The organism is Alloalcanivorax marinus (genome assembly GCF_016906305.1).
GTDB classification, from domain to species: domain Bacteria; phylum Pseudomonadota; class Gammaproteobacteria; order Pseudomonadales; family Alcanivoracaceae; genus Alloalcanivorax; species Alloalcanivorax marinus.
Window position 1 is genome coordinate 1 of record NZ_JADDOL010000022.1, and the last position, 13,846, is coordinate 13,846.

At 68.8% G+C, this 13,846-nt stretch carries 12 protein-coding genes; 10 read left to right on the forward strand and 2 right to left on the reverse strand.

Annotation, left to right across the window (positions count from 1 at the left end; all coding sequences use genetic code 11):
• Positions 1 to 112: 112 nt before the first annotated feature.
• Both IM760_RS15640 and IM760_RS15645 read right to left on the reverse strand, forming a co-directional pair.
• Positions 113 to 775, reverse strand: a complete 663-nt coding sequence (locus IM760_RS15640; protein WP_204431150.1) for a BUD32 family EKC/KEOPS complex subunit — start codon at positions 773 to 775, stop codon at positions 113 to 115.
• Positions 776 to 806: 31 nt separating this feature from the next.
• Positions 807 to 1,391 carry an isoprenylcysteine carboxylmethyltransferase family protein gene (locus tag IM760_RS15645; protein WP_228232343.1) on the reverse strand — a complete coding sequence of 195 codons (585 nt, stop codon included), beginning with the start codon at positions 1,389 to 1,391 and terminating at the stop codon, positions 807 to 809.
• A gap of 174 nt (positions 1,392 to 1,565) precedes the next feature.
• On the opposite strand from IM760_RS15645, the gene prmA reads away from it, so the two are divergent.
• The 10 genes from prmA (at position 1,566) to coq7 (ending at position 13,804) form a co-directional block, all read left to right on the forward strand.
• On the forward strand, positions 1,566 to 2,441 hold the full coding sequence (gene prmA / locus IM760_RS15650) for a 50S ribosomal protein L11 methyltransferase (RefSeq protein ID WP_204431154.1): 876 nt from the start codon (positions 1,566 to 1,568) through the stop codon (positions 2,439 to 2,441).
• Between the two features lie 114 nt (positions 2,442 to 2,555).
• The gene (locus IM760_RS15655) at positions 2,556 to 3,725 is read left to right on the forward strand and encodes a zinc-ribbon and DUF3426 domain-containing protein (protein ID WP_204431156.1); all 1,170 of its coding nucleotides are present in this window, start codon (positions 2,556 to 2,558) and stop codon (positions 3,723 to 3,725) included.
• Positions 3,726 to 3,877: 152 nt separating this feature from the next.
• Positions 3,878 to 4,933 (forward strand): tRNA dihydrouridine synthase DusB, encoded by a 1,056-nt coding sequence (gene dusB, locus IM760_RS15660; RefSeq protein WP_204431158.1) that lies wholly within the window; start codon positions 3,878 to 3,880, stop codon positions 4,931 to 4,933.
• Positions 4,934 to 4,977: 44 nt separating this feature from the next.
• Entirely contained in the window at positions 4,978 to 5,259 is a 282-nt protein-coding gene (gene fis / locus IM760_RS15665; RefSeq protein ID WP_138772945.1) for a DNA-binding transcriptional regulator Fis, read from the forward strand.
• 119 nt (positions 5,260 to 5,378) lie between these two features.
• On the forward strand, positions 5,379 to 6,947 hold the full coding sequence (purH, locus tag IM760_RS15670) for a bifunctional phosphoribosylaminoimidazolecarboxamide formyltransferase/IMP cyclohydrolase (protein ID WP_204431160.1): 1,569 nt from the start codon (positions 5,379 to 5,381) through the stop codon (positions 6,945 to 6,947).
• 105 nt (positions 6,948 to 7,052) lie between these two features.
• On the forward strand, positions 7,053 to 8,339 hold the full coding sequence (gene purD, locus IM760_RS15675; RefSeq protein ID WP_204431162.1) for a phosphoribosylamine--glycine ligase: 1,287 nt from the start codon (positions 7,053 to 7,055) through the stop codon (positions 8,337 to 8,339).
• 9 nt (positions 8,340 to 8,348) lie between these two features.
• A complete protein-coding gene (locus tag IM760_RS15680) occupies positions 8,349 to 9,095 on the forward strand; it encodes a TSUP family transporter (protein WP_204431163.1) in 747 nt (248 codons plus the stop codon).
• A 124-nt stretch (positions 9,096 to 9,219) separates the two neighbouring features.
• A complete protein-coding gene (locus IM760_RS15685; RefSeq protein WP_239549903.1) occupies positions 9,220 to 10,326 on the forward strand; it encodes a cyclic nucleotide-binding domain-containing protein in 1,107 nt (368 codons plus the stop codon).
• 31 nt (positions 10,327 to 10,357) lie between these two features.
• On the forward strand, positions 10,358 to 13,069 hold the full coding sequence (locus tag IM760_RS15690) for a hybrid sensor histidine kinase/response regulator (RefSeq protein ID WP_338021407.1): 2,712 nt from the start codon (positions 10,358 to 10,360) through the stop codon (positions 13,067 to 13,069).
• Positions 13,070 to 13,153: 84 nt separating this feature from the next.
• A complete protein-coding gene (gene coq7, locus IM760_RS15695; protein ID WP_204431165.1) occupies positions 13,154 to 13,804 on the forward strand; it encodes a 2-polyprenyl-3-methyl-6-methoxy-1,4-benzoquinone monooxygenase in 651 nt (216 codons plus the stop codon).
• Positions 13,805 to 13,846: the final 42 nt, after the last annotated feature.

Here is a 13,846-nt window from a genome sequence, read left to right on the forward strand (position 1 = left end):
TTGGAGGCAGGGATGCCGGAAACGAGCTACAGGGACGTACTTGCCGCGTGTCCGGGCCGGGGGAAACCGTTCCCGCCGGCCCCTCTGGAGAACCCACCCCAGAAAAAACCCCCTAGAACAGAAAATCGCGAATGCGCTCCGCCACTTCCCCCACCTCCCGCATCGGCAAATCCGCCGCGTCCCGATACCCGAACAGCAACGCCTCGATCCACTCCGGCCGCCAATGGGCCCGATCCTCCACGCAACGCAGAAAATGCAGCCAGTTACGCCGCCGCGCCCAACGCGACATGGACCAGGGCCGCACCTTCATATCCAGCACATCGATCAGCCCGATCCGGAAACCGTCGATCACGATATTGCCCGGATGCACCGACCGGAAGAACACACCCTGCCGATGCAACCGCGCCAGAAACACGCCCACCCGATACATCAGCTGGCCATCCATTTCGCCGCGCGCCAGCAACGCGCGCAGGGTCTCGCCGGGCATCGGCTGATACACCGCCACGGTGTGCGGCTCGCCGATAATGCGATGCAGGCTCTCCACCCGCAGAGTGGGAATGCGCAGACGCTCCAGCCGCCGGGCGTGGCGCGCGAAACGCACCGCCGCCGGCGACAGCAACTCGCGGTTGAAAAAGCGCTTGCGCCGGAAATATTTCAGATAGCGTCCATCCCGCAGCCGCAGCACCTTGATGCCGTGGCCGTCCCGCTCCACCACCTGGGAATCGGCCACCACGCGCTCCAGTTGCGCGCGGCTGAGAGGGTGAATATGAATCATGATCCCGAACTCCCCTGTACGCCGGCGGCCGTCAATCGGACCGCGGACGCGTCAACCGGGGGATGATGCCCCCGGTCCGCTCCATATAATCCAGATACCGGTGGCCGTGGCGCTCCAGGTTCTGCTGCTCCTCCAGAGGCATCCGCAGCGCATAGGCCACCGTGAAGGTCAGCGCCGCCACCGGCCCGGCCAGCCAGTTCTGTAGCAACAGCAACTGCGCCAGCGCCCACAACAGCAGGGCCGCGTACACCGGATGGCGCAGATAGCGGTACACACCGCCACCACGCAGGGTGCCGCAGGGCGCCAGCGCCGGCCCCCGGTCGCGCCCGGCGCGCCAGAACAGCCAGATGGCGGCGCTGCCGAGCATCAGCCCGACCCAGGCGGCCTCGTCCAGAAACACCACGTCGGCGAATTCGAACCAGGGCAGCAGCGCGTCGCACAGCGGCACCACCACCATGGCCAGCACCACCAGCACCTGCAGCAGCCGCTTCTCCGGATCCGCCTTGGCACGGGCACCCGAATTGGCGAACAGCGACAGACGCGGCACCAGCCCATGCACGCCGAGGGCCATCAACGCCATCGCCGCCAGAATGGTTTCGGCCATATTTTCGGTCATGGGTCTCCTCATCGAGGCAGCGGCCGCGCCACGGCGACCGGACAATGATTTCACTTCAACTATACGCGCCGCTCGCGCGGTGTCGCCAGCGGCGGCGCATCGCGGCTGAACCCGCCCCCTCTGTGATATACACTGCGCGGGTTTGGTTCCGACCTACCCGACCCCGGAGACGCCATGGCCTGGCAGCAGCTGCACATCGCCACCGAGCCGCGCCACGCGGACGCCTTTCAGGACAGCCTGGAAAATCTGGGCGCCGCGGCGGTGACGCTCACCGATGGCGCCGATCAGCCGGTGTTCGAACCGCCGCCGGGGGCCCGGCCGCTGTGGAACACCACCGTGGTCACCGCCCTGTTCGAGGACGGCGCCGATCTGGACGCGGTGCTGGCCGCCCTCGGCGAGCAGGGTCTCGCCTTCGCCGACCACCGGGTGGAGCCGCTGGCCGAGCAGGCCTGGGAACGGGCCTGGATGGACGACTTCCAGCCCATGCGCTTCGGTGAGCGGCTGTGGATCGTGCCAAGCTGGAGCGAGGCGCCGGAACCGGACGCGGTGAACCTGAAGCTGGACCCGGGCCTGGCGTTCGGCACCGGCACCCACGACACCACCGCGCTGTGCCTGGAGTGGCTGGACGGCGCCGATCTGCGTGGCCGCCGGGTACTGGACTTCGGCTGCGGCTCCGGGGTGCTGGCCATCGCCGCCCTGTTGCTGGGCGCCGACGCCGCCGTGGGCACCGACATCGATCCCCAGGCGCTCACCGCCAGCGCCGACAACGCCGCCGCCAACGGCGTCGGCGAGCGGCTCAGCCTGTGCCTGCCGGACGCGCTGGCGGCACAGGAACAGTACGACCTGCTGGTGGCCAATATTCTGGCCGGACCGCTGATCGAGCTGGCCGCCACCCTGGCCGGCCGCTGCCGGCCCGGCGCGCCCATGGCGCTGTCCGGCATCCTGGCGGATCAGGCGGCGGCGGTGCGCGAGGCCTACGCGCCCTGGTTCGATCTGGCCCCCACCCGCCAGCGCGGCGACTGGGTACGCATCGACGGCGTGCGCCGCTGAGCGCCGGCGTGTTCCAGGTAGCAAACGGGCGCCGCCAGCCTTGCGGCGTACCCGCTTTGTTCTGTACAACCTTTATTTCCTCCAGCTTGCTGCAATGCGCCGAGACGTCGAACCATGGCCGGCCCCTATAAAACCCGCTGTCCGCACTGCGGCGCCCAGTTCAAGATCAACGACGACCACCTGAGCCAGGCCCGCGGCGCGGTGCGGTGCGGGTCCTGTCTGCGGATTTTCCAGGCCACCGACCATCTGATCGGCGGCGCCGCCCCACGCGGCGAGGACGGCCGCTGGGACCGGGCTCTGGACGAGGACGCACCGCGGCTGGCTCCCTCCGGCGGCGAACAGGGCGGGCTGGAACTGAGCGACGCCTTTTTGGATATGGACGGCCCGGACCGGGACGGCGACCGCTTCGCGGATCTGGACGACGCCCTGGGCGATGGCTTTTCCGACGACGGCTTCTCCGACGCCACCGCGCACGGCCGCCAGGCGGGCGACGACCCGGGCCCGGCGGACGAATCCTGGGCGGAAGCACTGCTCCGGGACCTGGAGGACGAGGACGAGGCCGGGGCCGGCGCCCCAGCCGGCCCGGCCCGGGGCACGCCTGCTGCCTCGCCGCCGCCCGCCTCGGCGCTGCTGACCCGCAATACCGCGGACCCCGGCCCCGACGGCGGGCCGGAGGACCGCGACCCGGACCCGTTCGATTTCCTCAACCGCGACGCCGCCCGTCACCGCGCCGCCAACGAACGGCTCGACTATGTGGCGCCGCCGCCGGCGGGGCCGGCGGTACTGCTCAAATGGGGGCTTCTGTCGCTGCTGGCCCTGTTGGTGCTGGCCGGTCAGTACGCGGTGTTCCATTTCCAGGAGCTGGCCCGCCAGCCCCAGTGGCGCCCCTATTACGCCCAGGCCTGCGAACTGCTGGGCTGCGCCCTGCCGCTGCACTCCGACCCGTCGCGGCTGCGCGGCGCCAATCTGGTGGTACGCAGCCATCCCCGGTTCCGTGACGCCCTGATGGTGGACGCCCTGCTGTTCAACGAGGCGGACTGGCCGCAGCCGTTCCCGGTGCTGGAGCTCACCTTCACCGACCTGCAGGGCCGGGTGGTGGCCAGCCGCCGCTTCCCGCCGGCGGAATACCTGCGCGGCGACCTCAGCGGCGCCACCGCCATGCCCAGCGGTACCCCGGTACACATCGGTCTGGAGATCGTCGACCCGGGCCCCCGGGCGGTCAATTACGACCTGCGCCTGCTGCCCGCCGAGGCCGCCCCCGACCGCCTCAGCCGGGCGCCCTGAGCCCAAGGCGGCAATCGGGGCTTTCCAGCCGGGCCCCGGGTCTCTATCATTGTCGCCCCCCGTGCGCCCCCGCGCGGGGCCTTGAACCTATTTTCAGGCGACACCCTGAAACGGAAATCCTGCCAACCCGACGCTTTTCACAACGAGTTGCCATGCGGATCGGCCCCCACCTGCTTCCCAACCCCCTGATTCTCGCGCCCATGGCCGGCGTGACGGATCGCCCGTTCCGGCGTCTTTGCCGGGAGCTGGGGGCCGGACTGGTGGTGTCCGAAATGGTGACCTCGGATACGCGTCTCTGGAACTCCCGCAAATCCGCCCAGCGCCTGGACCATGGCGGCGAGCCCGGTCCCATCTCGGTGCAGATCGCCGGCGGCGAGCCGCGCATGATGGCCGAGGCGGCCCGCGCCAACGTGGACCGGGGCGCCCAGATCATCGACATCAACATGGGTTGCCCGGCGAAGAAGGTGTGCAAGCGCGCCGCCGGCTCCGCGCTGTTGTCCGACCCGGATCTGGTGGCCCGGATCCTGAACGCGGTGGTGGCCGCCGTGGACGTGCCGGTGACCCTGAAGATCCGCACCGGCCCCGACCGCGAGCACCGCAACGCCGTGGAGATCGCCCGCCTGGCGGAACGCGCCGGCATCCAGGCGCTGGCCATTCACGGCCGCACCCGGGCCGACAAGTTCAACGGCGAGGCGGAGTTCGAGACCATAAAGACGGTGGTGGAATCGGTGAGCCTGCCGGTTATCGCCAATGGTGATATCAAATCGCCGCGAAACGCCCATCGGATACTGGAATCCACGGGTGCCAGTGGTATTATGATCGGCCGCGCCGCCCAAGGTAATCCCTGGATCTTCCGGGACACCCTGCATTACCTGGAACACGGCCGGCTGCCCCAGGCACCGCGGGTCGAGGAAGTGCGCGAGCGCGTCCTGACGCACCTCGCGGACCTGCACCACTTTTATGGGGAATACACCGGCGTGCGTATCGCCCGCAAGCATCTGGGCTGGTACACGCAATACCTGCCCGGCGGAGACGCTTTCCGGCGCGGGTTCAACAAGCTGGACGAGGCCGGCCCACAACAGCGGGCCGTTGAGCAGTTTTTCCAAGAGATCAACGCCCTCGGCGACCGTGTCCGCTTCGGTCGCTATGGCGAGGTGTCTGCCCGGAACCCCTCAGCCCGGACAAAAGACGGAGCATTGGCCGCATGACCCTTTCTTCAATGAAGACCGCTGCAGCACGGACACTCACAGAAATGAATACCGCCGAATCACGCAAACCCCATCTGACGCTGGCCCGTAGCGAGACCCACGACACCCTGCGCAACTGCGTGCGTCGTTCCCTCGCCGACTACTTCAACCAGCTCGACGGCGAGCCGGTCAGCGAGCTCTACCAGATGGTCCTGGCGGAGATGGAAATCCCGCTGCTGGAAAAAGTCCTGGAATACACCCGGGGCAACCAGACCAAGGCCGCCGAGCTGCTGGGCCTGAACCGGGGCACGCTGCGCAAGAAACTCAAGCAGTACGGCCTGCTGTAACGGCGGGCCGCCGATCCCAAGGGCAGTGATACTGCCCTTTTTTCTTTTCCGACCCGATGAATGTACGCGCGCCCCGCGCCGCCCCCGGCGTGCCGGCGTGACACCGAAGGTGAGCAACCATGAGCAAGGCCGTTGAACGCGCGCTGATCAGCGTTTCCGACAAAACCGGCATCGTCGACTTCGCCCGTGCCCTGGCGGACCGTGGCGTCGAGCTGCTGTCCACCGGCGGCACCTTCCGCGCCATCCGGGACGCCGGCATCGCGGTGCGCGAAGTGTCCGACTACACCGGCTTCCCGGAAATGATGGACGGCCGCGTCAAGACCCTGCATCCCAAGGTGCACGGCGGCATTCTCGGTCGGCGCGGCCAGGACGACGGCGTGATGGCGGACAACGGCATCCAGCGCATCGACCTGGTGGTGGTTAACCTGTATCCCTTCGAAGCCACCGTGGCGCGGCCGGACTGCAGCCTGGAAGAGGCGGTGGAGAACATCGACATCGGCGGCCCGACCATGGTGCGCTCGGCGGCCAAGAACCACGCCCACGTGGGCATCGTCACCGACGCCGCCGACTACGCCCGGGTGCTGGACGATATGCAGGCGCACCAGGGCGCCCTGTCCGACGGGCTGCGTTTCGACCTGGCGATCAAGGCGTTCGAGCACACCGCCGCCTACGACAGCGCCATCGCCAACCACTTCGGCAAGCTGGTGGGCGAGAACAACCAGGACTTCCCGCGCACCATCAACCTGAATTTCCGCAAGGCGCAGGACATGCGCTACGGCGAGAACCCGCACCAGAAAGCGGCCTTCTACGTGGAGCGCGAGCCCGCCGCCGCCAGCGTCGCCACCGCCCGCCAGCTGCAGGGCAAGGCGCTCAGCTACAACAACATCGCCGACACCGACGCCGCCCTGGAGTGCGTCAAATCCTTCACCAAGCCGGCCTGCGTGATCGTCAAGCACGCCAACCCCTGCGGCGTGGCGGTGAGTCTGGACGGCATCGAGCACGCCTACGACCTGGCCTTCGCCACCGACCCGGAATCCGCCTTCGGCGGCATCATCGCCTTCAACCGGGAGCTGGACGCGGCCACCGCCAAGGCCATCGTCGACCGCCAGTTCGTGGAGGTGATCATCGCCCCGCGGGTCAGCGAAGAGGCCCTGGCCGTCACCGCCGCCAAGAAAAACGTGCGGGTGCTGACGTGCGGCGAGATCGACGGCCCCACCGCCCGGGGCCTGGACTACAAGCGCGTCAACGGCGGCCTGCTGGTACAGGACCGGGACGTGGGCATGATCACCGAGGGCGACCTCAAGGTGGTCACCAAGCGGGCGCCCACGGAGACCGAAATGCACGATCTGATCTTCGCCTGGAAGGTGGCCAAGTTCGTCAAATCCAACGCCATCGTCTATGCCCGTAACCGGCAGACCATCGGCGTCGGCGCCGGCCAGATGAGCCGCGTCAATTCCGCGCGCATCGCCGCCATCAAGGCCGAGCACGCGGGCCTGGAGGTGAAGGGTTCGGTGATGGCCTCCGACGCCTTCTTCCCGTTCCGCGACGGCATCGACAACGCCGCCGAGACCGGCATCCGCTGCGTGATCCAGCCCGGCGGCTCGATCCGCGACGAGGAAGTGATCGCCGCCGCCGACGAGGCGGACATGGCGATGGTGTTCACCGGCATGCGCCATTTCCGGCATTAAAGCAAAAACGATACAGGATTCAGGGTACAGGATTCAGGAAAACACTCGGTCCGGCCCTGTATCCTGCATCCTGTATCCTGTATCGGATTTACCAAGGTATTCGTAATGAAGGTTCTGATCATCGGCGGCGGTGGCCGCGAGCATGCACTGGCCTGGAAAGTGGCCCAGGCGGACGCGGTGGAGAAGGTGCTGGTGGCGCCGGGCAACGCCGGCACCGCCCGGGACGCCAAGCTGGAAAACGTGGCGGTGGACGTGAGCGACCAGGCGGCCCTGGCCGAACTGGCCGAGCGCGAAGGCGTGGCCCTGACCATCGTCGGCCCCGAGGCGCCGCTGGTGGAAGGTCTGGTGGACTACTTCCAGGCCCGTGGCCTGAAGTGCTTCGGCCCCTCCAAGGCCGCCGCCCAGCTGGAAGGCTCCAAGGCCTTCACCAAGGACTTTCTGGCCCGCCATGCCATTCCCACCGCCGCCTACGGCAACTTCACGGACATGGATGAAGCCCTCGCCTATGTGCGCGAGCAGGGCGCGCCGATCGTGATCAAGGCCGACGGCCTGGCCGCCGGCAAGGGCGTGATCGTGGCCATGACCCTGGAGGAAGCCGAGGACGCGGTGCGCGATATGCTGGACGGCAACAAGTTCGGCGACGCAGGCCACCGGGTGGTGGTGGAGGAATTCCTGGACGGCGAGGAAGCCAGCTTCATCGTCATGGTGGACGGCGAGCACATCCTGCCGATGGCCACCAGCCAGGACCACAAGCGCGTGGGCGATGGCGACAGCGGCCCCAACACCGGCGGCATGGGCGCCTATTCACCGGCGCCGGTGGTCACCGACGAGGTCCACCAGCGCATCATGGATCAGGTGATCCGCCCCACCGTGGCCGGCATGGCCGCCGAGGGCATGCCCTACACCGGCTTCCTGTACGCCGGCCTGATGATCGGCGCCGACGGCCAGCCCAAGGTGATCGAGTACAACTGCCGCTTCGGTGACCCGGAAACCCAGCCGATCATGATGCGCCTGCGCTCCGATCTGGCGGCGCTGTGCCTGGCCGCCCTGGACGGCCAGCTCGACCGCATCGAGGCGGACTGGGACCCGCGCCCCACCCTGGGCGTGGTGATGGCCGCCGGCGGCTACCCGGACGGCTACGACAAGGGCGACGCCATCAGCGGCCTGGACGAGGCCGACTCGGACACGGTCAAGGTGTTCCATGCCGGCACCGCCGAAAAAGACGGCCAGGTGGTCACCAACGGCGGCCGGGTGCTGTGCGTCACCGCCCTGGGCGACAGCGTCGCCGATGCCCAGCGCCGCGCCTATGAGGCGGTGGCGAAGATCACCTGGCGCGACGCCTACCACCGCACCGACATCGGCTACCGGGCGGTAGCACGGGAACAATCGTGACGGCACGCCGTGCCTGAATCGATTCCCCTGTTCCTGGCGGCGGTGGCCGTCGGCTGCTACATCCAGACGGTGACCGGCTTCGCCCTGGGCATCTTCGTGCTCACCGTGGTCACCCTCACCCAGGTGGCGTCGATTCCGGTCACCGCCACCGCGCTCAACATCATGAACCTGATGCTCGCCTCGGTGGTGGTGCTGCCGCGCCTGCGCCAGGTGAACTGGCGGCTGGTGGTGCTGAGCCTGGCCGGCGGCCTGCCGGCCATGGCCGTGGGCGTGTTCGCCCTGGGCTACCTGGACCGCAACGCCGAACACCTGCTGCACCTGCTGCTGGGGGTCATCATCTTCGCCGCCGGCGCGGTGATGGCGCGCCGCCCCCATCAGCGCGACACCCTCTCCTCGCCGCCGGCGTTCATCGGTGCCGGCGCCCTGGGCGGCTTCTTCGGCGGCCTGTTCAGCATCAGCGGCCCGCCGGTGGTCTATCAGTTCTACCGGCAGCCGGTGCCCGCCGCCACCCTGCGCCTGACCCTGGTGGCGCTGTTTTCCCTGACTTCCCTGGGCCGCCTCACGGTGGTCTCCCTGCACGGTGATCTCACCGGCGACGTGCTGCGCACCGGCCTGATGAGCCTGCCGGTGGTGGCGCTGGTGTCCTGGCTGGGCCATCGCTATCCGCCGCCCCTGAGTGAACCGGCCATGCGCCGGCTGGTGTTCCTGCTGCTGATGCTCAGCGGCGGCGCCGTGACCTTGCTGGCGCTGCTGTAGGGCCCCCGCGCGGACTCCATCACACCGGCAACCCCCGGCCCGTGCGTGGCGCCGCGAAACCCCCTACAGTGAAAGACTGGCCGCCCTGGGGGACGGCCGCGATGACAAAAAAAGGGGGAGTTTCATGAGCGCCACCGGGCCCGACACGCGCCACCCGTCCCCGGACGGCGACGGCGCCGATATGCGCCGCCTGAGTCTGTTCATTCCGTTCGACGGCCTGAGTCCGTCCCATTTGCGCGAGATTCGCGACCAGTTTCAGGTGCACCGCTTGCCCGCCGGGCGGCTGCTGTTCAAACGCGGTCAGAGGTCGGATCAGGCGTTTTTTCTGGTCGAGGGCGAGCTGGATCTGATCGACGCCGGCTACACGGTGCGTGTTTTCGCCGCCGCCGACGACGAAAACTACCTGGCTCTGGACAACTACCCCCGCCATACGGTCAACGCCATCACCCGCGACAGTGCCGTGCTCTACAGCATCGACCGGGACAAACTCGACCTGCTGATGGCCTGGACCCAGGCCCCGGACCTGCTGCCCGATGAACACGCCGACGACCACGACTGGATGGACGCCCTGCTCGCCTCCGGGCTGCTGGCTCAGGTCCCCCCGGCGCAACTGCACGCCCTGTTCGTCAAATTCCAGCCCCGGCCGGTGCAATTGGGCGAGACGGTGATCCAGGAAGGCGCCGCCGGCGACACCTTCTACGTGATCAAGCGCGGCAAGGCCATGGTCACCCGCGCCGGCGCCGCCGGCAGCGAACCGCTGGCGGCGCTGTCCGCCGGACGCTTCTTCGGCGAGGACGCGCTGATCAGCGACCAGCCCCGCAACGCCACCGTCACCATGACCAGCGACGGCGAGCTGATGTGCTTGGACAAGGCGGACTTCCAGACGCTGCTGCAGAGCTCCGTGATCCGCCGCCTCAGCGAGGATCAGCTGGACACCCTGGTGCTGGAAGGGGAACGGCCGCTGGTGCTGGTGGACGTGCGCCTGCCCATGGAAGCGCGCCACGACATGATCCCCGGCGCCCGCAATCTGCCGCTGCACGAACTGCGCCAGCGCGCCCCGCGTCTGGAACGCGCCTTTACCTATGTGCTGTGCGCGGAAGGTCGACGCAGTGAGCTGGGAGCCTATATCCTCTCCGAGGCGGGGCTGGACGCCCTGGTGCTGGATCGGGGAAGCGATGACGACAGGGCAAGGCAGGACCAAGAGGACGCGGAGGCGGTGGCGCCCCGCTAGCGCGACGGGCGCGGCGTGGCCCTGGCTGCTGGTGCTGCTGGTGCCGTGCCTGCTGATCGGCGGCCTGGCCCGGGCCGATACGCCGCCGCCCTATGTGATCAGCGGCCCGCTGGACGAGGCCCGCATCACCATCTATTCCGAGTACCTGTCCGATCCGGACGGCGCCCTCACCGTGGAGACGCTGGCGGCCGGCGCCCACGACGACGACTTCCGCCCCGGGGCGCGCTTCGTGGAAGGGCTGGGCCTCAGCGATCACCCCTGGTGGATCCGCGTGGCGGTGCGCAACGAACTGCCGGTGGCGGGCCGCTTCGCGCTGGTGCTGGGGCCGCGTAATTACGTCGACAGCACCCTGTTCGTGCCCGGCGACGCCGGCTATCGCCCGGCCACCGGCGCGGAACGGTTTCTGCACCGCAATCCGGTGTACCTGGTGGACCTGCCCCCGCAGCGCACCCGCGTGTTCTATTGGCGGGTCAATCCCCGTGGCAGCATGCTCTATTCAGTGACCCTGACCGATCTGGCCGGCGCCGTGGGCAACGATCCCCGCTACCTGCTGTATTGGGTCCTGCTCGGAGTGATGCTGACCCTGGCCCTCTACAACCTGCTGGTGGCCCTGCTGCGCGGCGGCCCCAGCCACGGCTACCACGCCGGCTTCCTGGTGGCGATGGTGGCGCTGCTGCTGTTCGCCTCCGGCCAGCTCGCCGACAGCCCGTTCTGGGGCCCGCCGCTGCCGGCGTTGAAGGTGGCGTCGATCATGTTGGTGATCGTGTGCGCCTGTGGCGTGGGCCGCACCTTCGTGGACAGCCGCCGCTACGCCCCCTGGCTGCACCGGCTGCTGCTGGGCGTCTCCGGGCTGGCGGTGGCGGGCCTGCTGGTGGCGCCCTGGCTGCCGGTGGTCACCGGCCTGAGCCTGGCCTTCGGCCTGGCGCTGGTGGCGGCGGCGCTGCTGGTGATGCTGGCCTATCAGGCCTGGCACCGGGAGGCGCCCCAGGGCAGCCTCTACTTTTTCACCAGCCTGCTGATCTCCAGCCCGCTGGTGCTGGCCTGTCTGACCATGTTCGGCATCACCGACGGTGGCTTCGACCTGGTGCTGAGCGTGATGATCGCGGTCAACCTGGCGGCCCTGGTGCAGGCGGTGGGTCTGCGCATCCAGCTGCAGCGCCGGCAACGGCTGGTGGTCGAGGCACGCCGTGACCAGGCGGTGGCGGAGGCGGTGGAGCGCACCCGCCGGGAAACCCTGGCGCGCATGGGCCACGACGTGCGCACGCCGCTGAGCGGCATCCTCGGCATGGCCGAGATCCTGGAGGACACCCCCCTGTCACCGAACCAGCGGGAATGCGTGGGCGGCATTCGCAACGCCGGCGAGAATCTGCTGAAGATCATCAACAACGTGCTGGAATACTCGCAGCTGGCCGACCAGGAGGTGGAGCTGGACCGGGAGGCCCTGAACACCCATGACCTGCTGATGGACGCGGTGGACCTGTTCCGCGAGCGGGCCGAGGAAAAGCAGGTGGAGCTGATCACCCATGTGCACACCAATGTGCCGACCCTGGTGGAAGGCGACGCCGGCCGGCTGCGCCAGGTGCTCACCAACCTGATCGGTGCCCTGATCCGTCACGCCCAGCCCGGCGAACTGGTCATCGATATTTCCCTGGAACCCACCGGCCGGGCCGGCCTGGTGCGCTTCGAGCTGGCCGGCAGCGCCCTGCGGGCGGGCAGCCTGCGGCGGCTGCGCGAGCAGGACAGCCGCCGGGACAGCGCCGGCCTCAACCGGGTGATCGCGGAGCAGCTGATCACCGCCATGGGAGGCCGCCACGGCCGCCGCGACGAACACGGCGCGGAGCCGGGCTACTGGTTCGTGCTGCCGCTGCCCTCCCTGGACCCGGGCCATGCGCCGGCGGATACCGACGACCACCTGCTGCAGGGCCGCAGCATGCTGGTGGTGGACGACTCCTCCACGGTGACCCGGGTGATCCGCCATCTGGCCCTGAGCTGGGGCATGCGCGTCACCGCCAGCCACGATCCCCGCGAAGCGCTGGCTTCCCTGCGCACCCAGGCCAATATCCACGAACCCTACGACGTGGTGCTGGTGGACCAGTTGATGCCGGGCATGAGCGGGCTGCAACTGGCGGCGCGCATCCACGAGGATCCGGTGATCACCCACCCGGCGGTGCTGATCATGCTCAGCGGCGTGAACAGCGCCCCGGACGACAAGGAGGCGCGCAATGCCGGCATTCACCGGGTGCTGCCCAAACCGGTGTCGGCGCCCCGGCTCAAGCAGGTACTGGCCGAGGAGCTGGGCCTGAAAGCGCCGCCGCGCGATGACCCGCAGACCGCGCCGGACCCGCACCTGCGGCTGCTGGTGGTGGAGGACCACAAGCTCAGCCAGAAGGTGATCCGCGGCATGCTGCACAAGCTGGGGCTGACGCCGGAGCTGGCCGCCAACGGCCAGGAGGCGGTGGCGATGGCGGAACGGACCCGCTACGACCTGATCCTGATGGACTGCGAAATGCCGGTGATGGACGGCTTCGAGGCCACCCGCCGCATCCGCGAGCAGGAACGGCGCGACGGCCGCCCGGCGGTGCCGATCGTGGCGCTGACCGCCCATATCCTGCGTGAGCACCGCGAGCGCAGCCTGGCCTCGGGCATGAACGCCCACATCCCCAAGCCGGTGGAAATGAGCGTGCTGCGCGAGACCCTGGTGCGTTTCACGGGGCGACCGGCCGAACCCGCCGACCCGGCTTGATCCAGCGCAACGGCGGGCCGCCCGGCGCTTCACGGCGGCCGCCTTTGGCGCTAGCATGCCCGCAACCCTGCTTCGGAGACCGTCATGACCGAGCGACAGCTGACCCCCCTGGACCGCCTGCTCAGCCGGGTGGACAACGCCATGCGCACCCTGACGCCGGGCTCCGCCCGCGCCGAGCGCCAGCCCCCCGGGCTGGATCAGGCCCGCGACGAGGGCCCCCTGTCCGACGGCGAACGGCGGCATGTGACCGGGCTGATGCGCATCAACCATACCGGCGAGGTGTGCGCCCAGGGCCTCTATCAGGGCCAGGCCAGCACCGCCACCCTGCCCCATGTGCGCCATGCCATGGAGGAGGCGGCCCGCGAGGAAGAGGACCATCTGGCCTGGTGCGAGGACCGCATCCGCGAACTGGGCGGGGTGCCCAGTCGCCTCAATCCGATTTTCTACGCCATGAGCTATACCCTGGGCGCCGGCGCGGGCCTGGCCGGTGACCGCTGGAGCTTGGGCTTCGTGGCGGAAACGGAAAATCAGGTGGTGCGCCACCTGGAGAACCACATGGCGCGGCTGCCCCAGCGTGACCGCCGCAGCCGGGCCATCCTTGAACAGATGCGCACCGATGAGCTGAAACACGCGGTCACCGCCAGCGACGCCGGCGGCGCCCCCCTGCCGCCGCCGATACGCGGCGCCATGACCCTGATGAGCAAGGTAATGACCTTCGCCACCTACCGGGTTTGAACGAACAAAAAAACCGCCGGCGAAACCGGCGGTTTTTTTTAT

Excerpts from the sequence above, each read along its gene's own strand:
- IM760_RS15640 (WP_204431150.1), bottom strand. The coding sequence starts at position 775 with ATGATTCATATTCACCCTCTCAGCCGCGCGCAACTGGAGCGCGTGGTG.
- IM760_RS15645 (WP_228232343.1), bottom strand. The coding sequence starts at position 1,391 with ATGACCGAAAATATGGCCGAAACCATTCTGGCGGCGATGGCGTTGATG.
- prmA (WP_204431154.1), top strand. The coding sequence starts at position 1,566 with ATGGCCTGGCAGCAGCTGCACATCGCCACCGAGCCGCGCCACGCGGAC.
- IM760_RS15655 (WP_204431156.1), top strand. The coding sequence starts at position 2,556 with ATGGCCGGCCCCTATAAAACCCGCTGTCCGCACTGCGGCGCCCAGTTC.
- dusB (WP_204431158.1), top strand. The coding sequence starts at position 3,878 with ATGCGGATCGGCCCCCACCTGCTTCCCAACCCCCTGATTCTCGCGCCC.
- fis (WP_138772945.1), top strand. The coding sequence starts at position 4,978 with ATGAATACCGCCGAATCACGCAAACCCCATCTGACGCTGGCCCGTAGC.
- purH (WP_204431160.1), top strand. The coding sequence starts at position 5,379 with ATGAGCAAGGCCGTTGAACGCGCGCTGATCAGCGTTTCCGACAAAACC.
- purD (WP_204431162.1), top strand. The coding sequence starts at position 7,053 with ATGAAGGTTCTGATCATCGGCGGCGGTGGCCGCGAGCATGCACTGGCC.
- IM760_RS15685 (WP_239549903.1), top strand. The coding sequence starts at position 9,220 with ATGAGCGCCACCGGGCCCGACACGCGCCACCCGTCCCCGGACGGCGAC.
- coq7 (WP_204431165.1), top strand. The coding sequence starts at position 13,154 with ATGACCGAGCGACAGCTGACCCCCCTGGACCGCCTGCTCAGCCGGGTG.